This is a genomic window from Pectobacterium sp. IFB5596 (assembly GCF_021432585.1).
GTDB lineage: Bacteria > Pseudomonadota > Gammaproteobacteria > Enterobacterales > Enterobacteriaceae > Pectobacterium > Pectobacterium punjabense.
The window spans coordinates 1-24,518 of record NZ_LXFY01000031.1; the positions used below are offsets into that span (position 1 = coordinate 1).

General features: G+C 52.0%; 26 protein-coding genes. 10 read left to right on the plus strand and 16 right to left on the minus strand.

Going from position 1 to position 24,518, the window contains the following annotated elements:
- The 4 genes from A6301_RS18945 to A6301_RS18960 all read left to right on the plus strand — a co-directional run.
- Positions 1-197: hypothetical protein (locus A6301_RS18945; protein WP_234258499.1), on the plus strand; the 197-nt coding region annotated here is incomplete at its 5' end.
- A 140-nt stretch (positions 198-337) separates the two neighbouring features.
- Positions 338-1,048, plus strand: a complete 711-nt coding sequence (locus A6301_RS18950; RefSeq protein WP_107168051.1) for a metal ABC transporter ATP-binding protein — start codon at positions 338-340, stop codon at positions 1,046-1,048.
- The gene (locus A6301_RS18955) at positions 1,045-1,899 is read left to right on the plus strand and encodes a metal ABC transporter permease (RefSeq protein WP_215483196.1); all 855 of its coding nucleotides are present in this window, start codon (positions 1,045-1,047) and stop codon (positions 1,897-1,899) included. The genes A6301_RS18950 and A6301_RS18955 overlap by 4 nt, the downstream gene beginning before the upstream one ends.
- A 40-nt stretch (positions 1,900-1,939) precedes the next feature.
- Positions 1,940-2,818, plus strand: a complete 879-nt coding sequence (locus A6301_RS18960; protein WP_107168049.1) for a metal ABC transporter substrate-binding protein — start codon at positions 1,940-1,942, stop codon at positions 2,816-2,818.
- Between the two features lie 116 nt (positions 2,819-2,934).
- On the opposite strand, the gene A6301_RS18965 is transcribed toward A6301_RS18960, so the two are convergent.
- The 12 genes from A6301_RS18965 to A6301_RS19020 all read right to left on the minus strand — a co-directional run bounded on the left by A6301_RS18965 (position 2,935) and on the right by A6301_RS19020 (position 15,304).
- The gene (locus A6301_RS18965) at positions 2,935-4,434 is read right to left on the minus strand and encodes a helix-hairpin-helix domain-containing protein (protein WP_107168048.1); all 1,500 of its coding nucleotides are present in this window, start codon (positions 4,432-4,434) and stop codon (positions 2,935-2,937) included.
- A gap of 30 nt (positions 4,435-4,464) precedes the next feature.
- A complete protein-coding gene (locus A6301_RS18970; RefSeq protein WP_234258500.1) occupies positions 4,465-6,213 on the minus strand; it encodes a PP2C family serine/threonine-protein phosphatase in 1,749 nt (582 codons plus the stop codon).
- Entirely contained in the window at positions 6,213-7,253 is a 1,041-nt protein-coding gene (locus A6301_RS18975; RefSeq protein WP_005975029.1) for a TerY-C metal binding domain-containing protein, read from the minus strand. The genes A6301_RS18970 and A6301_RS18975 overlap by 1 nt, the downstream gene beginning before the upstream one ends.
- Positions 7,254-7,382: 129 nt before the next feature.
- Positions 7,383-8,021, minus strand: a complete 639-nt coding sequence (locus A6301_RS18980) for a VWA domain-containing protein (RefSeq protein ID WP_107168046.1) — start codon at positions 8,019-8,021, stop codon at positions 7,383-7,385.
- Entirely contained in the window at positions 8,022-8,666 is a 645-nt protein-coding gene (locus A6301_RS18985) for a TerD family protein (RefSeq protein WP_234258501.1), read from the minus strand.
- A gap of 27 nt (positions 8,667-8,693) precedes the next feature.
- Entirely contained in the window at positions 8,694-9,332 is a 639-nt protein-coding gene (locus A6301_RS18990; protein WP_107168044.1) for a VWA domain-containing protein, read from the minus strand.
- Between the two features lie 147 nt (positions 9,333-9,479).
- The gene (locus A6301_RS18995) at positions 9,480-9,947 is read right to left on the minus strand and encodes a tellurium resistance protein TerW (protein ID WP_107168043.1); all 468 of its coding nucleotides are present in this window, start codon (positions 9,945-9,947) and stop codon (positions 9,480-9,482) included.
- A 340-nt stretch (positions 9,948-10,287) separates the two neighbouring features.
- The gene (locus A6301_RS19000) at positions 10,288-11,241 is read right to left on the minus strand and encodes an HpcH/HpaI aldolase/citrate lyase family protein (protein ID WP_107168042.1); all 954 of its coding nucleotides are present in this window, start codon (positions 11,239-11,241) and stop codon (positions 10,288-10,290) included.
- On the minus strand, positions 11,241-12,323 hold the full coding sequence (locus A6301_RS19005; RefSeq protein WP_107168041.1) for a cysteine protease StiP family protein: 1,083 nt from the start codon (positions 12,321-12,323) through the stop codon (positions 11,241-11,243). Before A6301_RS19005 ends, A6301_RS19000 begins: the two co-directional genes overlap by 1 nt.
- Entirely contained in the window at positions 12,316-13,098 is a 783-nt protein-coding gene (locus A6301_RS19010; protein WP_107168040.1) for a hypothetical protein, read from the minus strand. The genes A6301_RS19005 and A6301_RS19010 overlap by 8 nt, the downstream gene beginning before the upstream one ends.
- The gene (locus A6301_RS19015) at positions 13,091-14,233 is read right to left on the minus strand and encodes a phosphoribosyltransferase domain-containing protein (RefSeq protein WP_205540241.1); all 1,143 of its coding nucleotides are present in this window, start codon (positions 14,231-14,233) and stop codon (positions 13,091-13,093) included. Before A6301_RS19015 ends, A6301_RS19010 begins: the two co-directional genes overlap by 8 nt.
- A gap of 6 nt (positions 14,234-14,239) precedes the next feature.
- Entirely contained in the window at positions 14,240-15,304 is a 1,065-nt protein-coding gene (locus A6301_RS19020) for an ATP-grasp domain-containing protein (protein ID WP_234258502.1), read from the minus strand.
- Between the two features lie 322 nt (positions 15,305-15,626).
- On the opposite strand from A6301_RS19020, the gene A6301_RS19025 reads away from it, so the two are divergent.
- The 6 genes from A6301_RS19025 to A6301_RS19050 all read left to right on the plus strand — a co-directional run bounded on the left by A6301_RS19025 (position 15,627) and on the right by A6301_RS19050 (position 20,191).
- A complete protein-coding gene (locus tag A6301_RS19025) occupies positions 15,627-16,208 on the plus strand; it encodes a TerD family protein (protein WP_107168037.1) in 582 nt (193 codons plus the stop codon).
- Positions 16,208-17,362 (plus strand): TerD family protein, encoded by a 1,155-nt coding sequence (locus A6301_RS19030; protein WP_234258503.1) that lies wholly within the window; start codon positions 16,208-16,210, stop codon positions 17,360-17,362. The genes A6301_RS19025 and A6301_RS19030 overlap by 1 nt, the downstream gene beginning before the upstream one ends.
- A gap of 23 nt (positions 17,363-17,385) precedes the next feature.
- Positions 17,386-17,841 (plus strand): tellurite resistance TerB family protein, encoded by a 456-nt coding sequence (locus A6301_RS19035; RefSeq protein WP_005975059.1) that lies wholly within the window; start codon positions 17,386-17,388, stop codon positions 17,839-17,841.
- 25 nt (positions 17,842-17,866) lie between these two features.
- Positions 17,867-18,910 (plus strand): TerC/Alx family metal homeostasis membrane protein, encoded by a 1,044-nt coding sequence (locus A6301_RS19040; protein ID WP_107168035.1) that lies wholly within the window; start codon positions 17,867-17,869, stop codon positions 18,908-18,910.
- Between the two features lie 52 nt (positions 18,911-18,962).
- Entirely contained in the window at positions 18,963-19,541 is a 579-nt protein-coding gene (locus A6301_RS19045) for a TerD family protein (RefSeq protein ID WP_107168034.1), read from the plus strand.
- Between the two features lie 74 nt (positions 19,542-19,615).
- Positions 19,616-20,191, plus strand: coding sequence for a TerD family protein (locus tag A6301_RS19050; RefSeq protein WP_014701349.1), 576 nt, complete (start codon positions 19,616-19,618; stop codon positions 20,189-20,191).
- A gap of 44 nt (positions 20,192-20,235) precedes the next feature.
- Here A6301_RS19050 and A6301_RS19055 read toward each other — a convergent pair whose 3' ends face one another.
- The 4 genes from A6301_RS19055 to dtnK form a co-directional block, all read right to left on the minus strand.
- Positions 20,236-20,919: an HAD-IB family hydrolase gene (locus A6301_RS19055; RefSeq protein WP_107168033.1), complete on the minus strand. Its 684-nt coding sequence runs from the start codon at positions 20,917-20,919 to the stop codon at positions 20,236-20,238.
- 15 nt (positions 20,920-20,934) lie between these two features.
- Positions 20,935-21,756: a DeoR/GlpR family DNA-binding transcription regulator gene (locus A6301_RS19060; RefSeq protein ID WP_107168032.1), complete on the minus strand. Its 822-nt coding sequence runs from the start codon at positions 21,754-21,756 to the stop codon at positions 20,935-20,937.
- 261 nt (positions 21,757-22,017) lie between these two features.
- Positions 22,018-22,998 (minus strand): D-threonate 4-phosphate dehydrogenase, encoded by a 981-nt coding sequence (locus A6301_RS19065; RefSeq protein WP_107168031.1) that lies wholly within the window; start codon positions 22,996-22,998, stop codon positions 22,018-22,020.
- Positions 22,991-24,319: a D-threonate kinase gene (gene dtnK, locus A6301_RS19070; RefSeq protein WP_215483205.1), complete on the minus strand. Its 1,329-nt coding sequence runs from the start codon at positions 24,317-24,319 to the stop codon at positions 22,991-22,993. The genes A6301_RS19065 and dtnK overlap by 8 nt, the downstream gene beginning before the upstream one ends.
- Positions 24,320-24,518: the final 199 nt, after the last annotated feature.

Genomic DNA, 24,518 nt, shown 5'->3' on the forward strand with positions numbered 1-24,518 from the left:
CTCGGCGTTCATGTTCCCCTCAGCATAATTTTTTACGCCGTGAAAAGAAGCGCCATCGCGATATGAGTTGGCTGGGGTTGGTCAGCAGTGCGGCGCACGAAATCCCCCCATACCTGTCAGCAATCACACCAAATTCCCCCTTAATCGTCTTACATACTTTTTTACCTATTGCCGCTATCGTCATCATTAAAAAGTGATACGTTATAATATAACAATTTAATTTTTTACCGACGATAATGACAAGTTTTTACTCCTTCTCCGCGCTGAAGCGCGTGTTACTGGTTTCCCTGCTGTTAGCCCTGTTGTGGCTATTAGTCGGATGGGCGGTGATGCTGCCATGATCACTTTACAGGAACTGGCTTTTGGCTACCGTGGTCAACCACCATTAGGTACGCTCAGCGGGTGTTTTCATCAGGGATCGCTGACGGCAATTATTGGCGCGAACGGTACGGGGAAATCCACCCTGCTGAAAACGCTGGCGGGTTTGCTGCCACCGCTTTACGGTACGTTCAACCTAGGGGCTGGTAGCAAAGAGAATGCTGTCGGCTATCTGCCACAGCTCTCCGAATTCGATCGGCAGTTTCCGATTAACGTGCGCGACCTGGTGCTGATGGGGTCACTGCCCCATCGCGGATTGTTACGGAGTATTAACGCCAACTGGCACCGCAAAGCCATTGATGCCCTCGACGCCGTCTCAATGGGAGATTTCGCCGATCGTCATATTGGCGTCCTGTCCGGCGGGCAGCTACAGCGCGTGCTCTTCGCTCGTCTGATGCTAACGCAGGCTCCCATCATTCTGCTGGATGAGCCTCTTACCGGCGTCGATAGCCAAACCACGCAGGCACTCTTGCAGATTATCGAGCAGCTTCACGCCGAAGGCAGAACCATTCTTACCGTGTTGCACGATCTGGAACTGGTTGGGCAGCACTTTCCAACTATCTTGCAGCTCACCCAGGGCGGTCATCGCTGGGGAGATGCCCAACCCATATTACATAGCCTGCGCAAGGCAGAAAGTGATACGCCAACGCTCAGGATCGTCACGTCATGATGCTATTCCACCTGATTACTTCCCCTTTTGCCGAATTCGGTTTTATGCGCCGCGCGCTGGTCGGCTGTCTGGTACTCACATTGAGCGCCGCGCCGCTGGGCTGTTTCCTGCTGCTACGGCGTATGAGCCTGATTGGCGATGCCCTGTCGCATGCCGTATTACCCGGCGTGGCAATCGGCTATCTCATCTCCGGGATGTCACTGCTGGCAATGGGAATCGGTGGCTTTATTGCCGGGCTATCCGTCGCCATGCTCTCCGGCTTCGTCACCCGCCACACGGAATTAAAAGAGGACGCCAGCTTCGCCGGATTTTACCTCGGTTCGCTGGCGCTTGGCGTCACGCTGGTTTCACTGCGTGGCTCCAGCATTGACCTACTGCATGTCCTGTTCGGATCGATTTTGGCGGTGGATCGCGCCGCGCTGATCGACATTGCGTTGATCGGATCGTCGTCCTTGCTGGTGCTGGCCGCTCTCTATCGGGCGCTGGTGATTGAATCGTTTGACGTAACCTTTCTGCGCATCAGCTCAGGCCGCTATCGGGCGCTAATCCACGGCCTATTTCTATCGCTGGTGGTGCTCAATCTGGTCGCAGGGTTCCAGCTGCTAGGCACGCTGATGACGGTCGGCATGATGATGCTGCCAGCCGCCAGCGCACGGTTCTGGACGCAGCGCCTGCCCGCCATGCTCGGTATTGCGGTGCTGCAAGGAATGGTTGCCAGCCTGATTGGGCTGCTGTGGTCTTACTATGCCGAGTTGCCTGCCGGCCCCGCCATCATCCTGACGATGACGCTGTTTTTCTGTTTCTCCGTCTGTGTTGGTCACCACGGTGGGCTGCTACGCCTGCGTCGTTGATCGATAAATTTTGTTATCTGCAACTTTCTGTGAGGGAAAAATGAAACGTTCACTATTAGCTATCGCGTTATCCGGCCTGCTGCTTAGTCCACTGGCGATGGCAAAGAACCTTGATGTTGTCGCCAGCTTTTCCGTACTTGGCGATATGGTCAGCCACATCGGCGGCGATCGCGTTACCGTGACCGATCTGGTGAAACCGAATGGCGATCCACATGAGTTTGAACCGTCGCCAAAAGACAGTAAAACGTTGGCTAGCGCCGATCTGGTTTTCGTTAATGGTCTAGGTTTAGAAGGCTGGATCGACAGACTGGTCACCGCATCTGGCTATCATGGCAACGTTATTACCGCCTCCGACGGGATTGAAACACGCTCAATGGTAGAAGACGGCAAAACGGAAACCGATCCGCATGCCTGGAACAGCATGAGCAACGGCGTGATCTACGCACACAATATCGTCAATGCGCTGGCAAAAGCCGACCCTGCCAATGCCGATTACTATCGTCAGCAGGGCGAAGCCTACATTACGCAGCTACAGGAACTGGATCGCTACGCGAAGAAAACCTTTGCCGCCATTCCTCCAGAAAAACGCAAGGTGCTGACCAGCCATGACGCGTTCGGCTACTTCAGTCAGGCCTATGGCGTGAAGTTCCTGTCGCCGGTGGGCTACTCTACCGAATCTGAAGCCAGCAGCAAAAAAGTGGCCTCGCTGATTAAGCAAATCAAGCAAGAGAAGGTGAAAAGCTACTTCATTGAGAACCAGACCGATGGGCGTCTGGTGAAGCAAATCGCCAATGCCAGCGGCGCACAGCCCGGCGGTGAATTGTACCCGGAAGCCCTGACCGACGCATCCGGCCCGGCAGCGACCTATACGGCCGCGTTTAAGCACAACGTTGATACCCTCGTCGCCAGCATGAAATAAGCCCCACACCGGCTAACGCCAGGCGACCAAGAGAAATAGACAAGGGCAGCAATGCCGGGAAACTTCCCGCCAGACGCTGCCCTTAATGTCATGCACACGGTTGGTACAGTCGAACGTTAATTGGATACCAGTTGTACCACCACGAGCCTTCCCCCCTCTTGGGTGGAAAGGACAAACTGTGCGCCGTCCGTCAACGCCAGCTTATCCCCGATGGCGATCCTCTGTTTATCGGGTAACGACATCAACTCCTCAATGCCTTCATTCACCAGCCACCATTGGTCATTATGAAAGACAAAATAACCCACACGTTTCTTCTGCTCTGGCGTCGTGCGCTCATTTGGAGCAATCAGGCGATTAACATGCCAGGCATACAAAGACTGGCCGTTCCAGACCATCAGACGATGGTCATCAGGGCGATAGCTCCCTGTTTTACGCGAAGAATACAGGTTGAGTATCGGCAGCTTGCCTTTATATGGCGTACCGCAATACGGGCATGAGGGCTGAGTCTTACCCGAAAAGACATACCATTCCTGTTCGCACGCCGAATTCTGGCACGGCTGGATAAGATCGACCGTTTTCACCAGTGCCGTTTCCCACTCATCCGCCGTCGGACGTTGGGTTGGCTCATGCAAACCGGTAATAAATGCTTTCTCAAACAGAGGCGTAAGATAAGGTCCCAGAATGGTATAGGGGATCTTATCCGTATCCGCCCACGGCAAAGATGACGGGCTGACTTGGCTGAGCTTAACCGCATTGCTGCGGTCTGTCGGATGTTCGATAAACAGCGCCCTTTCCCCCATGGACAGCGCTTCGTCCCGCATTTCATCATCCATATCATGAATTTTACCGCCCCGTAACGGGTGCCGGTAAAACAGATACATGTAGTTCAATACGGCTAACGCGTGACGATCGGTACTGATGCTAGGCAAAATCCGATTGGCATCTTCTTTCGCCAAGTGAGTCGTTTTCACCACTTCGGGCGCAATAAAGTCCGGCGTACCCACGACGTCTGGTGGATATTTCCCCGGTACCACCAGACCATCGATATCGATCACACAGGCATGACCCGCTTCGGGATCAACCAGCACGTTCTTATAACTCAGATCGCTGTGGCACAGACCAGCGGCGTGCATGCGGCGCACTGCCCGGGTCAATAGCAAGCAGACTTTTAGGTAATTCAGCAGGTTACCGCGCTCACGCGGATCGAGAAATTTGTTCTGGTTATTCGCACTGGCGAACCATTTTCCTTCTTTTTCTCGTCCTTTGATGCCAAGAAAATCATTATTCTTGGAACCATACTTAAAGAAAAAGTGGCTGTGGTAGGTTGGCACCACAATGCCGATTCGCCCCTCGTGTTCAACCACGCTGGTCGGCCAGCAGAACAGGTCTTGCCAATACTCGCCGCCCGCCTGCTCAAAAATACTTTGCCGATAGCGACCGGTGATCATCGCAATTCGCTCTTTCGCCTGCTCATTCTGTGGCTTTTTATAGAACGCCACCACGTAGGTCTTGTCAGGAGAGAAATAGACATCTTTCATCGAACCCGAACCGATGACTTCGTCAACGTACTGGACGAGCTCGCCATCTCGGGTGGTACAACTAATAATATTAGCCATTTATTATCACCAGCAATCCATTTCTGAGACTCACCATGCCACGACAATCGTCCGGTCATCATGGTTTCCGGGCGAGAAAAAGTTTAGCCACTCAGTCAGTTGTTCTGCCGCCTGCTCGCCGTCATTCAGGCAAGGAGCGATGTCGGCAATCAGTGCATCCCATTTTGCCGCATTTTGTAGCCCGTTATCCGTTTCAAAATACGGATCGGAAACCCCATCGGTCATCAGGATCAGGTGCGAGATCTCGCTCCATTTACCAATAATAACGCGCTTACTAAACTGGGTGTCCTGTACGGCATCCTGATCCAGAAAGCGGGTTTGCCCAGCGTATTCACCACTATCCGGCATGCCTAATAGACGGACTTTCCCCGCGGGCCCATAGGCGGCGATAGCACCGTCTCCTAACCAGAACGACGCGGCAAATAACCCATCATCAGTGCGTAACGCCACCGTCGCTAACAGCGTGGTGGAGTAGGATTTGATGCTTTCGTTCGTTTCCAGCGCTTCGCCGTGGATCTTATGCACCGCAAGCTGTGCGGCCTTATGAAATTGGCTGACAAAGAAGGTGCCGACCTCCCGCTGATCTTCCGGCGTCCAATCGGCGATCGCGCGCTTTAATCCTGACGCCGATTCCCCTGCCAGCTGACGCGCTAAATAGTCGCCAACCACCGCCGTGACCAGCCGCGATCCCTGCCGAGAATTTTTCGCGCTCCCAGCACCGTCAGCAACCAACAGGACACTCCAGCCGCTGTCATTGTCGTGTTCGATAAAATAGTCATCATCACGAAACGAACCGACGTGCTCGTGCGAACGCCCTCGACGACTGGCCGCCGCGATGTTCACACCCGGCTGGCGGATCGCTTGTTGCGCGATATTCGCTTTAAAATAACGATCGTCAGCGGGGGGATCGATGATTTTCCATAGGCTGCGCGGATCGGGATTCACGATCAAAAGTACCTTTGTGACGCCCACCGTCGCAGTTCCGCATGACCAGTGGACGGCGATTTCCCAATCACCACTTCGTGTCGGCACTCCCACCAACGCAGCAGCCTCTCGGTCGAATTGCAGCCCGATCGCCTCGCTAAACACCACCTCCTGCACATCAGGCGTCATCCCGTTATCAAGGCTAATCTCAATGGGTGAATTAAAGGGTGTACCGACGCGGGCATTAGCGATATTCACTTTTGCCTGTGGCAGACTCACCGCCGCGGGAGGTGTTTTATTACTCTGGCTCGGCGTGGGAACTTGCCCAGGTTTTAGCGCATTTACCGTAGCTGGGCGAGCTTGTGCGGCATTCAACTCTGCAAACGACATCGCTTCCCATTGTGCTTTTTCCACTTTCTCCTGTTCCACAGGCACCGGCGGTGGATCGACTGCTTCTGGTGCAGCGATCTCAGGGGAGGTCACCTCGCCCTGTACCGATACAGTGGCCATATCCTGTGATATCTCCACGGCATCCGGCGGCGTAATGACAGCGTCCGCCGATGCCACTAAGGCTTCAACAGAGTCAGGCTTCACGCTCTGAGCATCATTACTCTCTACAGCATCATCGTTTTCTGTAGCACTACGGTTTTCTGTAGCGTCACCGTTTTCTGTAATAGAAAGAGGCTGCGCGATACTTTCCACTTTGAGCACTACCTGTTCACGCAGTTTGTCTAACAGTGCGCGCAGCTCAGCATCATCGTCCCACGCGTTAACGTCAGCGTCGGGAAGCGTTTTTCCTGCCTGCTGCAAGATCAGCGCGAAGATCTGGAGATCCGGACGGACATCAATATCCATTAGCCCCTCCCGCGATTGACATCGAAATCATCCACACCGCCGTTTTCACTAAAGCTAATGTTATGATTGCACCAAGGGCATATCACAGTTTCTGGCCCATTGATGCACAGGAGTTTTCCGCAGGAACACATCGCAAAAGCACTGGCATTACCGCAGTGGGGGCAACCCGGCGCGCCGTGTAGCTCGCTCGTGTTTACTTGCAATGCAGAGGCTCTGGCATCACTCCAGGCAAAATAATCTTCATCTATCGGGAAACAGCCCGCCAGATTAAATCCGTTGATATTGAGCTTAAAATTGAGGGACGACAGGTTAACGTTGGGGCGCTCATACTTCATCAGATAGGGGCGGCGAGATTTGTTGCAGCGACCAACCAGAATGACACAGTTCTCATCATACGCCCGCGCGACCTCATCCTTAGCCAGCCGAACAATAGACTCATTATTCGACAACAACGGTGGCGCATCTTCCCCGACGCTACGGCTATGGGCAGTGACAGACGCGGTGATCCATTTGATAAAACGGGTAAAATCCCCTTCTTGCGCCTCAGTAAACAGCAATACATTTTCGGTGAGTTGGCGCAATGTATTCAAATCGGCAGAGGCTCCCAGACCAATCGCGATCAGGTTGACCTTATTAGCGTAGTGCTGTTTCCAACGTGTAATCTCCGGTGCGGTATCATCCGTCGGGCGGCCATCTGTCAGCAGATAGACCACGGGTTTCCAATCACCTTTACGCTCTTGCGTCGTCTTTCTTACTTGTTCATCGATCTGTTTAGTCAATTCCCGCAGCGCGGCACCAAGGCTGGTGCCGCCGCCTAACGGCAGACGCGGTGGATAGAATGATACCACCTCCACTAGGGGAACGATGGTTTGCGCCACACCGGCAAAAGCGATGACGGAAATCCAAGCTGTTTCGAGGGCGTGAGGATCTTTTTTCAAATCGCTAACGATAGCCTGTAGACCATCGTTCATTTTCTTCAGATTATCTCCGATCATCGACTCCGAGCAGTCGAGAACGAAGAAAACGGGTAGTCGTCTCATAACAGACACCTTTATTAAGCCAATAGCCTGTAAGCGAATCGCCTTCGCAGCAAGCACGTCTATGGGTTTAAATGTGAGCGTGGTCGCTAAATAAAAGGCAAGGTCCCTGTCGGGAGCCCTGCCTTGACGTCACAGAACCAGCTGTATTTCGGGAGGCGGCGGCGGTAGGTTATCCTGACCCGCCGTGACGCCGGAGCTGGTGCTGCCGGACGCGACGCTCGCAGAAACCCATTTGAAGAAACCAGCAAACGCCGTAGAGTCCAGCGTTTCTAAGGCCACCACTTGGTTGGTCAGTTTTTTCAGGTGTTCATGCTTGGCTTTCGGCCCAACCGCACAGGCAATGATCGAACCGAAGGCGCGCTTTTTGACTTCGGTCACCGCTTCATCATACGCGTAGGCGTCAGAAGGGCTACCGTCCGTCATGAGGAATACCAGAGGACGCCAGTCGCCTTTCTGATCGCCATCGGAGCGTTTAACATCACGATCGACGGACTGGATCAAACACTCAAGGGCCGCCCCCGTAAAGGTGCCACCCGCGCTGGGAACCACGATATCGGTAAACTGGAAATCTTCCAGCGGCGTCAAGGGGATAAACTCTCGCGCGTCATTGTCGTAGGTGATGATCGAGATATGGACGCTTTCTAGCGCGTAAGGGTCCTGACGCAGTGCGCTTAGCATGGCCTGAATCCCCACATTGACCGCATGAATGGACTCGCCGCGCATTGAGCCTGAAGTATCAATCAAGAGATAAACAGGTAGCCGCCTCATTTACAGGTAGCTCTTTAAATGTGTAATAAAGCTATCTGAATCGGAAGGCTCACCGATAGCGCAGAGTTTCCAACCCGAGCCTTCGCGCACCAGTTCAGCAAATACCATAGAGCATTGTTGGTTAAATGCAGGCCCGCCGGAAAGATCAAAACGCGCCATTTCTACATTTTTGGCATCGACAGCGCGAATAAACGCGTTCTTCACTTTACCAAAATGCTGTTGCTGTTCCTGGCCGTTATAAATTTGGACGATAAAAACAATCTTTTCGTATTTGGCATCCAGCGTATTCAGATTAGCGATGATTTGTTCATCGTCGCCATCTCCTGCTCCGGTGCGGTTGTCGCCAGTTAACCAGATTTGACCTGAGTGGTGACGCTGGTTATTGAAAAAGATCACATCCCCGTTATCCAAAGTGGGTCGGCCATCTTCTATTTGCCCCAAATCAACTACTTTTCCTTCGGCATTGCACAGGAAAGCAATAACATCGAGATCATACTCATCTTCTGTTTTCTTACCAAATATTCCCCCCAGGAAGCTTTTTTTCTCTTCGCTAATGTCCCAACCCAGGCCGATGGTGACAGAGGAGAGATCAAATTCATTCTTCTTGAGGCTAACACTTTGTCCTTTACGCAAACTGACTGACATACAGTCTCCTTGTTTTTGATAATAGAATTAGAGCACGACATTCACTTCTGGCGGCGGTGGGGGGAGATCGTCAAGACCGATAACGTCTTTTTTACCCGACTCCACTTTTTGGCTTCCAACAGAAATACTCGCCGATACCCACTTGAAAAATGCTTTGATGGCGTTCGAATCCGCCGTATCAAGCTGTAAAACGATTTCGGTAATTTCCTGCAAAACCTTTGTTTCCGCGACTTGCCCAGCGGCACAGGCAACAACGACGCCCGTACGTGCCGACTTAAAGTCAGCGACACCTTTACGCCAGTCATCCGTTGGCGCACCATCAGTCATGATAAAGACCAGAGGACGCCAGTCACCCTTCGTTTCCGCCGTGGTTTTCTGAACCTCGCGTTCAATAGCCTGTGCCACCAACGATAGCGCCTCACCCAGCGCAGTCGTGCCATTCGCAACCAGATCGGGGGATTTGAAAGTAAGCAGGTCAGTTAGCGGTACAACTTGGCGGGCGGAGGTATCAAAGGTAATGACGGAAACATAAGCGGTTTCCAACGCGTAGGGATCTTGTCGCAACGTCGTGAGTAACGTCTGTACCCCATTTTTGACGGCTTCAATTGGCTCACCGTGCATAGAACCAGAGGTATCCAACAACAAATAGACGGGTAGTCTTCGCATATCATCAATCCGTTTATCTTATGCATAATATGATGGAGATATCATAATCCTTCTGGTTGTTATCTCAACAAAAAATGCGCACCACCAACCCGCAGAATTGAGAGGGTTGAATGGGATGTTGTAGGGGGGGACGGGAAGACGTGGAGCTTATTTCCGTGGTGGTAAAGACGTACGAATCAGTTCATCAGCACATTTACCGATCAGCATTTCCACCGCTTCGCTGCGCGTAACGTCTTTAAGACCTGCCAGCGTATCGATTTTACGCAGCACCGACATCCTTAATGACAGGGAAACGGCTTTCTTTTTTTCTTTATCCAGAAAGACCCGGCTAACCGTTTCTTCTTCTTTCAACTCGGCATTGGAATCAAGCGCTTGCGCCATACGACGCAGTTCTTTTTTATCAAGCTGGCCGGGATGAATCATCTGATAAGCATGCAGAGATTTACTGTACTTTATCTCAGCGGAGTAGGCACTTCTCAACTCTTTCAGTACCCGAGTCAATGTGGGTTCCGAACAGTCCAACATCGTGATGATCTGCTTTGCGGCAACGGGTTTTCCTGCCCCCAGAATTTTGGCAAGACGGTAAACACGAACCTGACGGGTGCTTAGTTGCATAAGAAATCACACCCTGTATTCCAGGACAACGATCGTATGGGCTGAAAAATAAGTGTGTTCACTAACATTCTTCTGAGGACTCTCTCATGCTAATCGTTGTTAATTAAAGAATTATCAATCGTCCCGCAGCCCTTTATGCTGGGGTAATTGCCGCATCGCCGTCATTTCCAAGCGTGGAAAAATAATGTAGGTGATAGCGAATAAACGCGCGCTCCCGCATGCTTAAGTAAAATTTTAATCGTTTTTCACTCTAACAGACAAATTTTCAACGTGAGATAAACCAGAAACACTATCGAACAACGTACCCGGACAAAATATGGCGCATAGCCTATCAACCGCCTCAGTGATTATGGGTCGCAACGATAAGGCGAGCTCCCTGGTTTTGTTCTGATGCAATGCCATAGACCTTCGCCCGTTCCAAAATTCCCGATGCCCAGCGGCGATGCGTGGCAGGCTCGCACATCGATCCCTGAGATTTAAAGACCGCCTGGCTGGAATTCAGAATGCGCAACGCATCCGCATAATCTGTCGCGGACACCATCAGCGCCTGCTCAATGATATCGATTTGATTGGGGTGAATAGCCGTTTTTCCGACCAATCCGTGCGCCATATCCAACGCCAGCTCACGCGACATGATGTGATGGTCATCAATATGTTCACAGACTGGCGCGGTCAACGCGAAATTACGTGCTGCAAAGATCGAGACCAACATTTTGATCACGTATCCCATCGGTCCATCATATAAAGTCAGGTGGCGTGAGCGCCGCAGTGAGATCACATTCATCAGATCGTTTCCGCCAATACGCAAGGCAATAATGCGCGCATGGCAGGGATGAGACTGGAGCTGCGTAGCTAACTCACGCATCTGCACCACGTCGAAAACGTCTTCAGTTTCCAGTGTCGGCATCATGCAAAGCTCGCTGTTCCGCACCACCTCCCACCACTGTGGCAAAGAAGCCAGAGTAAATTTGGGCAACACCAGCCCATCCAGCGGACTCAAGTCCATCTCATGCGCAAGCCAGCGGCCCATCTCAGCGTCGCGCGGCCGAACAAAAACCAACGGCCAGTCGGCTTTTCCATTAGCCTGTTTCGCCTGCGCCAATGTCGTCAAAAGCTCACGAAGGCGCAACAACGCCAGAGGGACATCACTTTCCGCGACGGCATCTTCAAGGCAAATAACCAGCGAGCGCAGCCCGCTAATTTTATCGGTCAAAATAACGTCAGCGATATCGGCACGCGTCGCGGGCATATAGAGCGTCGCACCTAAATTCCAGGGAGAAAGCCTTTTATTCATCAGTGCACCTTTTTGATAATGGTAACCGCGCGGTACTGACCGATTTCATCGCCAACTTCAGTAATCGTGATGCCCTTTTCCTTCGCAAGATAAACCAACAGCGCAACATCCGGGTCGTCCATCGTTTGTACCAGAACATGATCCGGCACCCGACGTAGCACAGCGCGGGTCGCTTCAGCAATACCTGGTTTGATTCTATTGATGCTATCGATGCCATAGCGTTCAGCCAGAGTACGGATCACCCTTTCACTCTGTTGTTGAAGATCGCGTTGCCGTTCAGGCAGTAATTCGCTACATGACAAATCCACGGGAGAGGAGGCTCGACGCAGCGCCTCGACGGTATCTGCCAGCATTTGGCTGCACTCATAGCGCTTAAGGTGCTCGCATATCACGCAGCCGTGTAACCCTTCCGCCGACCACAGCGATCGGGATATCAGACCCGAAACAGGGGCTCCCATAATCCCAAACGGAATCAGCCAGTCATCATTACTCGCTGACAGCCAGGCACAGCCGCAGGGGTCCGCCAGTACCACCAGACGTGGCTGTTCGGGATACCCTTCTCTTCCCTTCAGAGATTTGATCAACTCGCCCGTGATAGCGCCTTTACCGGTCCAGCCATCAACAAACACAATGCCCTTACTGCCGTGACGCGCCTCAATCCATTCCAGCGCGGTTTTATCGATGCCCCGATCGCGGATAATGCTGATGCCATAATGGTAAGACGTTTTCCCCATAGCACGTAGGGCGCGATGCAACATCACACCCAGAGGAACACCGGCCCGCACCAAGCTGGTCAATATCACTGGCGTATCGCCAAAACGCTGTGCCAGCGTTTGCGCAAGCATCTGCACCTCGCGCGCCAAACGTGCGCCCTCTTGTTCAAGCGCGCGGGAGAAAAGCTCAAGGTGCCAGACCGTCGGTTCCGGCTCCTGGCTCAGCATATCGGAATAGTGCTTAGCGCCCGACTGAATCAGTCGCTCCTTCTCTTCCACGGGCGTCACGTCTATCTCGACAGGCTGAAGCAAAAAATGGATATCGTGTGGCAAGTAGGAGCCAGAGAAAGGCGTGATGTCGTCATGCATCCTGGGCATCTCCGAAAATGCGGTGAGCGATTGCCTCGGCAAACTGACTTTGCCGAGGCAATCCGTACCAGGTGCAAAGCGTCATAAAGCGGTGATCGCTGAGACTATCGCCCAAACCAATCACGGGAAAAGTGCCGCGTTCCGCCCGTAATTTGTTGAGTAAATAGGTCACTGCGCGCCCTTTCTCTACCGGGTCAGGTAACCAGGCCACGTTGTTGCTGTTGCGATGCAGATAGAAACCCTGTGTCGGATAGCGCTGCTCTATTTCATCAGCAATGGCGTAGAGTTCCTCGATTCTGGTGCTATCGCGGTGCTTCATCACCAGATAAATCGGCGTATCGCCATATTCGTAATTAATCCGCGCCCAGCCGTTAATATTGCGCTCTGCCATCAGTTCGGTGATGCCATGCTGCATGGTCTGAAGCTGCTCGGCATACGGAGCCAACGCAGTCAGTATCTGTGCTTTCCAGACAGGATCAGGCTCCCCTTGCGGGGTAAGAATGACAGCACCATGCGTGGTAACGGCCCAGGAACGGAAAGGGATGGTCACACGGGCAATTTCCTCCGTGCCGCGTGCCGTCACGGGGATCAGCTCCGCGTATTCCAGCATCCAGTCCACCAGCATGGCCTGTTCTTCGGTCATGAAACTGCGCGGCGTCAGGCTAGGGTCCAACGCCCCCGTACGATAAGGTTCAAGCGCCAACTCATTCACCATCTTACGTCGCGTCTGAAACAGCGTGTCGTCAAGATCGGAAAAAATAACGGGCTTAGTCATAGCTGATAATCTCCACGCTGGGCGCTACCGTCGCCAACGCATCGAGTAATTGGGGATCGACACTCTCTGACGGCGTTTCCACGCAGAGCAGAATGCGATCGAAACGTTGATGCATCACGTTGTAGACAAAATTTGCAATGCCTAGCCCGTAATTGTCATTGAACGTTATCGCCGACTGAATGGCGAATCCAGTTGCGATAGGGGATCGCGTGGTAGAGCCGAACTTAACGTCAGCCCCCTGCGCTTGCAAACGCTCCGCCAGTAAAAAAGGTTCCCAAACAAACTCACTACTGCCCAGAACCAATATTTTTTCACTCGGCGCTACACACAAATTACGCCCTAAATCCCCGGCAGGTTCGGCCATACCCAAGCGTCCCCAGCTCTGTTTTCCCGTGATGGCAACGTTACCGCGCGCCGTGACGTTCACCGTCGGCATAATAGGAAGAGGTGCATCCGGTTTAGGCACCCATTGCCAGTCGCCCTGAACCAGAGAAATGGACTGAAGAGGTAAAGGACAACGCTGTGCGAGCGCACTACCGCTCCAGTCAGTCAGCGTTACCGCAAACACCTGCTGCAAGTGCGTCAGCCATGCGGTTTCTCGCAGGGCGGCCAGTAAATTAATGAACGTATTGCCCGTCGTCGCTTCGTCATCAATCAGTATAAGAGTACGTGCTTCACGCACGCGGCGACGTAACAGCTCATCTTCTGGGAGATAGATTAAGTGATCGGTGGCGTGACTATGCGCTTCCTTAAACTCACAGAGCAGTTCAGCGTCTTGCGGGTGACGGGTGGAGGTCAAATAAACGGGTTCACTGACCCGTTGCCTCACTTCATCAAAAACACCGGCGCCTAAACCGACCGCCGTTTCGGCCATGCCGATAAACAACACCGGTCCCTCAATAGAGGCGGGGATCTGCTCAGCAAGCTGGCGATACACACCGCGCATCGTCGCGGGAGATACGGGAATGTGTCGTCCCAGTACTTTGCTAACAAACAGGAAAGCACGCTTAGGGTTACGACGTTCAGCAATATCAAACAAGGTATCCAGCGCCGCCACGCCGCCAGTTGGCGTTACGCTGAGCGTGCCGCAGGAAAGGTGGCGAGTATAAACGGGCTGTTGTGGAATCGGTGACATTGCGGCTTACCCTTCCTGAAGTCGGTTAGACAACGTAGTCTGGTAGCGGACAACATCGGTGATGGTACGCACGGTCGCGGGCTCAAAGGCTTCCGCCGCCAGTTCGACCACCTGTTGTACACTCAGCAATTCCAACTGGCGCAGGGCGAAGAGCCCAGGCAGGTTTACGCCGCTAAAACGGGTATAGCCAATCCCCCCGGAAGGACGCATGTTAATCTCAAGCAGTTGAGGGACGCCATCATCATTGTGGCGGGTCTGCACGTTGACTAACCCATCCGCTTGCATCGACTCCGCACAGGCAATGGCGAGCTGGTAAGCTTCGCCGCTATTTTCCAGATATTGCAGCGCACCGGCCTTACGCCGTGCCACTGCGGCTAACACCTTGCCTTTTTCTACCAGCATATCGACAGAATATTCCGGCCCAGGCAGGTAGGGCATCAGCACCAGCGGCGCAACATTTCCCGCTTCGCTCAGTGCACGTAAATAGTGAGCTGGAGCAACCACACGTCTTTCTGGATGGGTAAATACCGCCATCGGAGAGGCGCTATCATCAAAACGCCAAAAACCCATGCCATAAATACCCGTTACTGGCTTAACACACAGTGGCGCGCCGGAAAAAGGTGCCGCGGCGATCTGCTGTCGGAGTTCATCGACGGAGGACACGCGAATCGAAGGCACGACTGCTAGCCCTAATTTCTCCATTTCATGAGCAAAAGAGACTTTGTCATCGGCTATCAGTAGAGAAGCGACATTAACGGTGCCGGTAGTCAGTTTCACACCAAGCGATTCAATTTCATGTCGATGGTTTTCGCACCAGCGGCCGTGTCGACCGGCATGGATCGCATGAATCCCCTGCGTTTTGACGGTAGTCAGGATAAATGAGAGACGTTCAGCCTCGTCCTTTGGCTCCAGGAATGCACGATCGGCAAGCGACAGGATTTCATTACGCTCATTACGATGAGAAGCAAAAATGGTGACGTCCACACCGCGGATTTCAGCAAAAGATTTAATCGCCAAAATCATATCGCGCTGGGAAGACAAGCCTTCCATTAGCCAAATTCTCTGTGTCATTGGTATGCATTCCCGTGCTGTATTGCCAGATTGAGTTAAGCGCATTGAGTCTATTGACGCCATCATAATATGTCAATCATATGATGATTTACATTAAGTAAAGAAAAAACATGATGAAAAAGCTTATGAATATTAAGTAAAAACGTAAAATCACAACAAAAAACACACTTTTCACATAAAAATCATATAATTATGAATTTTAAAACAATAAAAGACAAAAAGTCACTTGCTCACAAACTACATCATGATATGATTTTTTAAAGAATGGGGTTTGGTGTAAAAAAGCGTTGTTCTTTTCAATACCTTTATAAGGAATGTGGCTATGGTTTCTTTAAGTAAAAACCAGACAATTTCTCTCAGCAAACAGTCTTCTGCTATCAGTAATCTTCACTTTGGGCTCGGCTGGGACCCAGTGAAAAAGAAAGGCCTCTTAGGGGGATTATTTGGCGGTAATGCGTCAATCGATCTTGATGCCGGATGCGTTCTGCTCGACAAAGCAGGTAATGAGATCGACACCGTGTGGTTTCGTAAACTGAAATCATCCTGTGGCTCGGTGGTACACAGCGGAGACAACCTGACTGGCGAGGGAGACGGCGATGACGAAGTGATCCGCGTTGACCTGAACCGATTGCCACAAAACGTCGAGTTCCTGGCATTTACCGTCAATAGCTTCCGTGGCCAAACGTTTAATGAAGTTGAAAATGCCTTCTGCCGCGTCGTTGATCAAGCCAATAAAGAACAGGCTCGCTATCAGTTGACCGAACAAGGCTCTCATACCGGGATCGTTATCGCTTCACTGCGCCGCAATAATGGCCAGTGGGATTTCACCGCTCATGGGCAGGCCTGTCGCGGCCGCACCATCAGTGATATGCACGCCGATATCGTTACCACGGTGGTGCGCTAATGAATCTGACCCCAGGCGGCAATGCGCCCGTCCCTAACAAAGCGTTGCAGGTTCGCGTCCTCTCCGGTGCCGCCGTTGATGCCAGTGCTTTCCGTCTGTTTGCAACAGGCAAGGTACAGGGCGACGCAGATATGGTGTTTTATGGTCAGCCACGCAATGATGACGGCAGCATCAGTCTGATGCATGAAGGGCACAACACCCTCTTCACCGTTGACGTCACTCGACTAAAGCCAGAAGTACAAAAGGTCGCCTTTACCGTTGCTTGTGAAGGTAGCCAAACCATCGCGAATTTACAGCGGCTCAACATTCAGGTTGAGGCTGATAATGAGGTTCTGGTTAACGGCAATGTCGAACTGGCTGGGCGTCAGGAAGCCGCGCTGATCCTGGGAGAACTTTATCGTCGTAACAATGACTGGAAGTTTCGCTTTATTGCGCAAGGATTCAACGGCGGCCTACAGCCCCTTGCCGAGCACTTCGGCATCGAAGTGGCCGCACCTGCCGCACACGCTGAACCTACACCGCCTCCGGCACCACCAGCGACAAACCGCATCAATCTGAGCAAGGTGTCACTCACCAAAGAAAAACCAGCCATTAGCCTGGAAAAACGCGATAACTTCGGTGAGATTCGCATCAACCTAAACTGGCATCGCGAGGCCAAAGCATCCGGTCTGCGTGGGATGTTTGGGGGCAGTAACGGCGTCGATCTCGACCTCGGTGCCTTTGTCGAAATGCAAGACGGTCACAAAACCGTGGTTCAGGCGTTGGGCAGCCGCTTTGGCGATTATCAGGACGAACCCTTTGTCCTGCTCAAAGGTGACGACCGCACTGGCGATGTCTCAGAAGGCGAATGGCTGCATATCAATGGCCGCGAATGGAAAAACCTGCGCCAGGTACTGATTTACGCCTTTATTTACGAAGGTGTACCTAGCTGGAATAAAACCGACGGCGTGGTCACGCTGCACATCCCCGATCAACCACCGATCGAAACCCGCATGACGGAAGGGCAAGATAGCCGCAGCATGTGTGCGGTTGCGCGTCTGGTCAATGAAGGCGGGAACATCAAGGTAGAACGTATCAATCAGTTCTTCCGTGACCACAGCGAGATGGATAACGCACTTGGCTGGGGGTTCCGCTGGAAAGCGGGCTCAAAATAGTTTCATTTTACGAGGGGTTCAGCATGAGTTTTCTTAATAAGGTTAAAGGCGCCTTCAATGCCAGCCGAGAAGAGTTGACCAAACAGGTCGGACGCTTCAAGAACAAGAAGTTTCTGCAAGGTACTGTCGCCGTTTGTGTCCGCATCGCGGTATCCAGCGGTGGCGTGAGTACGGAAGAAAAACAGAAGATGATTGGTTTTCTCAAATCATCAGAAGAGTTGAAAGTGTTTGATACTGCTGAAGTTATTGAATTCTTTAACAAACTGGTTGCCAGTTTCGATTTCGATGAAGAAGTCGGAAAAGGTGAAACCATGAAATATATCCTGGCGCTCAAAGATCAGCCTGAAGCCGCACAGCTGGCGCTGCGAGTCGGTATTGCTGTTGCTAAAAGTGACGGTGATTTCGATGCAGCAGAGCAACATGCCGTGCGAGAGATCGCGACTGCGCTTGGGTTTCAACCAGCCGACTTCGGCCTTTGATGTCAATATCCTCTAAGGGTTATCTATGGTATCCACTCATATCGGCTTCCCGACAGAAACCGTCATTGTTTTTATAGCACTGGCCGTCGGGGCCATTTTTATCGACCTGTTCATGCACCGCCATGACAAGCCGATTTCATTGAAAAGCGCCGCGCTGTGGTCTGTATTCTGGGTCATTGTGGCAATGGCTTTTGCCGGTTTCCTCTATATTCATCACGGTACTGAGGTCGCCAGCCTGTTCATTACCGGCTATGCGCTGGAAAAAGTGCTATCGGTGGATAACCTGTTCGTGATGATGGCGATCTTCTCTTGGTTCGCTGTTCCCGATCGTTACCGTCACCGCGTACTCTACTGGGGGATCATCGGAGCCATCGTGTTCCGTGGTATTTTCGTCGCAATCGGTACAGGGCTGCTCAGCCTGGGGCCGTATGTCGAAATCGTCTTTGCTTTGATCGTTGCCTGGACCGCCGTCATGATGCTGAGAAGCGGCGACGATAACGACGAGATCGAAGATTACTCACAGCATCTCGCTTACCGTTTAGTGAAACGCTTCTTCCCTATTTGGCCAAAATTGAAAGGTCACGCATTTCTGTTAAACCAGAAAGAAGTGGACGAAGAACTGGCCAAGCCGGAAAACAAAGACGTCACGATTGGCCGTGGAACCAAAGCCGCCTTCTACGCCACGCCACTGATGCTCTGTGTCGCGGTAGTAGAACTTTCTGACGTAATGTTCGCCTTTGACTCGGTTCCCGCTATTATTGCCGTGAGCCGTGAACCGCTGATTGTCTACAGTGCGATGATGTTCGCTATCCTAGGTTTGCGTACACTCTACTTTGTACTGGAAGCACTGAAACAATATCTGGTTCATCTGGAAAAAGCCGTTATTGTGTTGCTGTTCTTCATCGCTGCCAAGCTTGGCCTGAATGCAACCGATCACATATGGCACCATGGCTACAGCATCTCGGCAACCACCAGCCTGTTTGTTGTTCTGGGCGTACTGGCGCTAGGTATTATCGTCAGCGTACTGTTCCCAGCCAAACCCGATGCTGAGGAGAACAAGGAGAGTTAATCTTCTGCTCCTTACACTACATTCTGAAATATCAACTTAAGAGGTTAATTTAATGAGCGTTTCTCTTTCTAAAGGCGGTAATGTCTCACTGAGTAAAGCAGCACCGACGATGAAAAATGTCTTAGTCGGTCTTGGCTGGGATGCACGCGCGACGGATGGTCAGGACTTTGACTTGGATGCTTCGGCATTCCTGCTCAATGCGAATGGCAAAGTCCGTGGCGATACTGACTTCATTTTCTACAACAACTTGAAGTCTGCTGATGGCTCAGTGGCCCACACCGGCGATAACCGTACAGGCGCGGGTGATGGAGATGACGAATCATTGAAAATTAAGCTGGATCTGATTCCGGCTGAGGTCGACAAAATCGTTTTCGTTGTCACTATCCATGATGCACAGGTTCGTAACCAGAGCTTTGGTCAGGTATCCGGTGCTTTCATTCGCCTGGTAAACGATGACACCCAAGCCGAAATCGCACGCTACGATCTGACTGAAGATGCTTCAACTGAAACCGCCATGCTATTCGGTGAACTGTATCGTCATAATGCGGAGTGGAAATTCCGTGCCGTCGGTCAGGGCTATGCGGGTGGTTTGGCATCGGTCTGCTCACAATATGGTATCAACGCATCCTGATAAACCTCACCTTGTCTTTCCCTTTGGGCAGTCTCGCACTGCCCAGTAATCCACTCTAAAGCAGGAGCTATAAAATGGCAGTTTCTCTGGTAAAAGGCGGTAATGTATCCCTAACGAAAGAAGCACCAACCATGAATGTTGCCATGGTCGGCCTGGGATGGGATGCTCGCGTCACCGACGGGCAAGCATTCGATCTGGATGCGTCAGTATTTATGGTGGGAGAAGATGGCAAGGTCCTGTCTGACGCTAATTTTATTTTCTTCAATAACAAACTGAGCCCTTGCGCCTCCGTTGAGCACCAAGGCGACAACCGTACCGGAGAAGGTGACGGCGATGATGAGCAAGTAAAAATTCATCTGGCGAAAGTGCCGGCTGAAGTGAAAAAGCTGGTGTTTTCCGTGACGATTTATGATGCCGAAGGCCGTAAACAAAACTTCGGTATGGTCAGCAACAGTTTCATGCGCGTCTATAACAACGATACCAGTGCTGAAATTGCGCGTTTCGATCTGTCTGAGGATGCATCCACCGAAACGGCCATGATTTTTGGCGAACTGTACCGTAATGGCACCGAGTGGAAATTCAAGGCAGTAGGCCAAGGTTTTGCGGGCGGATTGTCAGCCCTTGCCGCTCAACACGGCGTTAATGTGTGATTGATACCGTCTCCCCGACTTAGGTCGGGGAAGTTTCCTGATGTTTAAGGATGAACCTTAATCACACCCGATAGAAGTAGTCGTTCCGAAAGTGGTTTACGCCGCAGCCAGCGCGGATGGAAATGACGCCAGTGCGCATCGTGAGCGGATGCCAACAGCTCGTAGTCGCCGCGGGTGTCGCCCCATGCACGTATATGGTATTGGTTTAGCGGGCCATACACGCTTTCCAAACGCTGTACCTTATAGCTACACCGACAATTATGCCCGTTAATCTTTCCGGTCAGTATTCCGTTTTCTACCTCAAGCTGCGTCCCAATCAGTTTTACACCTAATCGTTCGGCAAAAGGCCGTAGCACGATCTCCGGCGATGCCGAGCAGAGCGTCACCTCAGCCCCGGAATGCAGTTCCGCAGCGACGCCAAGCACCCCAGACTTACGCATTAACGTATTCCACTTACGCTGACAAAACGCCTCTGCTTTTTCCTGTATCCAGGCTGCTTCAATGCCAGAAAGAAACGTGGCAATGAGGTATTCTTTGAGTTCATCGCGCGTCAGCTTACGCTGAACACAACGTGCAGAAGGCAGCACCAGATGCATCATGCGCCGGGCAAAAACACGCTTACCGAAGGCAAAACGTAAAAAAGGAATAAAGCTGTCATGGTAGGTCAACGTTCCATCGAAATCGAAAACCGACAGAACCTGACGAGTCCCATTGAACTCAGTACTCATTATAAAACTCTCCTGTCAGCCACCAACCAACGTAAGATTGAATGTTTTACCTTTCAGTTGCGCCTGTACGTCGGGCACTAACGCGCTGTCGGTAATGATATCGGTCAGTTCTGACAACGGTGTCACGCAGAACAGGGAATACGCACCATATTTACTGCTATCGGCCAGCAACACGCGCCGGCTGGCATTCGCGCCGAGATCTTGCTTCACACCGGCTTTTTCTTCTGTCGGTGTGGTCACCCCTTTATCGAGGCTCCATGAGTTGCAGCTAATAAACGCGATATCGGGGTAAATATTGCGTAACAGGCGGCGACCGTGCTCACCAATACAAGATTGGCTGCTGTCATCAATACGCCCGCCAATAATCGTCACTTCGATCTGCTTGAATTCAGAAAGAAATAACGCAATTTGTAAATCGGCGGTAATCACGCGCAGCGGCAGATGCGTTAAATTACGCGCCAATTCCAGCATCGTCGTTCCCGCATCCAGAACTACTGCACTACCCGGCGTCACCAATGTTGCGGCATAACGTGCGATCGCCTGCTTTTCCTGAAGATTACGATGCAGTTTCTCGTTCGTCGTCGGCTGGGAAGGAATAAAGCGATTAAGCGTTACACCACCATGGCTACGGCTAATCACGCCCTGCTCATCCAGCTTAATCAAATCACGACGAATTGTCGCCGGGGAAGCGTCGATCACAGACACCAGTTCCTCTACCGTCACCAGATTATGGCTTTTCAGATAATCCATAATCTGATCAAGGCGGCTTTGTCCTTTTACTTTATCCCCGCTCATACGGAAAGCATCAGTTAATGTAGGGTCCACGGCGATATCCATCTGACAGTCATAAAATAATTTTAAGTTGTTGGTCAATCGATATAAAGAATGAAAACAATGATAATGGGATGATAGAGGAGTGAAGCGTTTTCGCCAGGAACGCTTTTACACGTTACCCAACAAACGTTATCAGCAATGTAATGCGTAATCATTCTTGGTTGCAGGATACCAGAAACCTTCCCGAAGGCGGGAAGGAAGATATCCTGCAATGTGCTCTGTAGCTTAAAAAACCGTACGGACAGCAGCCGTAGTCACCGCAAATTAGGCCAGTTGCATCGCGAGTTGAATAGAGATCGCCATGCTTTCAGGCTTCGCTTTACCCGTCCAGGCAATGTCAAAGGCCGTGCCGTGGTCAGCCGACGTGCGAATAAACGGCAGCCCAGCGGTAATGTTCACCCCATCATAGAAGCCCAGCAGCTTGAGCGGGATGTGCCCCTGATCGTGATACATCGCCACGACCATATCGTACTGGCCTTCATACGCCTGCAAATAGACGGTATCCGGTGGGCATGGGCCATACACATCAATGCCTTTGGCCTTCATAGCTTCAACCGATGGCGAGACAATTTTAATCTCTTCATCACCAAACAGACCATTCTCACCCGCGTGCGGATTAACCCCGGCAACGGCGATACGTGGGTGGGTAAAACCGACACGCTTAAGGAAGACATCCGCCATGTCGATCACCGTTTCCACGCGATCGCGGTTCAGCGTATCGAGGAATTTACGCAGCGCAATATGCGTTGAAACATGGATAACCTTCAGCTTGTCGGTATACAACACCATCGCATAGTCGCGGCTGTTGGTCAGCTTAGCCAACAGCTCCGTGTGGCCTGGGTAGAGGTGGCCTGCCGAGTGCAGCGCTTCTTTATTTAGCGGCGCAGTCGCGATCGCATGCACTTCACCTGCCATTGCCAGCTCGGTGGCCTTCTTGATACAGCGATAAGCTAAATCGCCCGCCTGTGCCTGAACGACGCCAGGCTCTAGCGCCTGCGGATCTTCCAGCGGCTCGTCGATAATGTTGATGACGCCAGGTGCGAATACGGCGTCAGCCGGTTTATCAATGATTTTTAACTCTACGGCAGGCACCACATTCAATGCCAGAACACGCCGCATCGTCTGTACGCAGCCCACCACCACGGCAGATGCGCCGGAAAGCTCGCCTTCGGCCAGAGATTTGATAATAATTTCCGGTCCAATCCCTGCCGGATCACCCATCGTTACTGCAATAATTTTACTCACTGACCTTCTCCTCAATAAAACGTAAAACGTCGAGCAGAGTAGTTTCGTTGCCAAAACCCCCCGCTTTAGTCATCACAGGGGTCATGCCGACAACGCTATTCAGCAGGTATCCCCAAGGCACGCAGGATGCGATTTGTCCCTTAATCTGAAAACCGGTAGCACCCAGTGCGGTTGCCACGGCAATCGCGATATCGCCCCCAGATAAATACAAACCTCCCGGCAAGCGTCGGCTAGCGCCGTCCGCAGCCTGGCTATCTAGTGTCTGAACAATGCGGCGCGTGAGTTCCCCCAGATAGTGGCTGATCGTTTCGCCAAGCTGCTGGCGACTAAGTCCAAGCTGCTGACACCGCGCGTCGATCTCGAAGCGCTGATTCTCGCTGTGGCAAGTACGAATAATGCAGTGATGCCCATGCATCAGTGCGTTCACCGCGTCCTGGCACTGAGACGCCATGTCGGTGGATGAATGGGGTGAAAAAAGTGCGCTGATATCGATCTCAACCAGCGTGACATCACGATGCTGCCGAGCGATTGCAATCTGCTTTTGAGCGATGTCGCTCATTGAACCGACGACGGCCAGCAGCGGTTTCTCCGTTTTGTGCGTAAAATCCAGCACATTTGCCAACGCGTCGCTCAAACCTGCCGAGCCAACCAGCAACGGACGAAACGGCAGCGCCTTCGCGGCATTAACGATATGCGTCAGATCGTCTTGCTCATCCGTATCAAGAATAATCAGACGCGTTCCTCCGTCTGCCAACTGCTGCAAACGCTGGGCTAAATTAGCCTGGCGTACCTCATCAAGATGGAGTTCTGCCACTGGCAACGCGGTCTGTTCCGCCAGACGAGCCGCAATAGAGGCCGACGCCACCGGGGTTTTCGGATCGCTGGCAAATTCGGTGTCGGTCAGCAAACGGCCATTAACCCAGACTTCGCCTTTTCGGGTAATGCGCCCTAGCGTCGGCGATGCAGCGGCAATCAGTGCAATCGGCACCGCTGCCGCAGACAGCGCAGCGGCGACTTCCGCCCCCAGGTTCCCACGCAGCGTCGAGTCTATCTTCTTAATAACCCAGCCTTTCCCGCCAGCAGCCTGCCAGGTAGCTATCGCTTCTGCGGTGCGTTGAGACGCGACATCGCTACGCGCCGCCCGGCTATCGGTGTTAATAACCACCGCATCACCCAGCAAATCCGTATGCAGCTTATTAACGTCAAATACGACGCTAACCCGCGCGCCATGCTGCGCCAACCCGACGCCCGCATCATTGGCACCCGTAAAGTCATCAGCGACAACGACGACCTGCTCTGCTGATTGCTGCATGTTTGGCATACCTCATTCCCGGTTCATGGTTATCTGGTAATGATTATATTGAATCACATTTGATTATATGTGAGCAACATCAAATTATTTAAAAGGAATTTCACCTATAAATTATCACCACGATGTGGCAAATGGCGTTCAGTCGTGATGAGAAACATGCCATTTGACTGAAAATAATCACCATCGCAACCATTATCATCGCGATAAC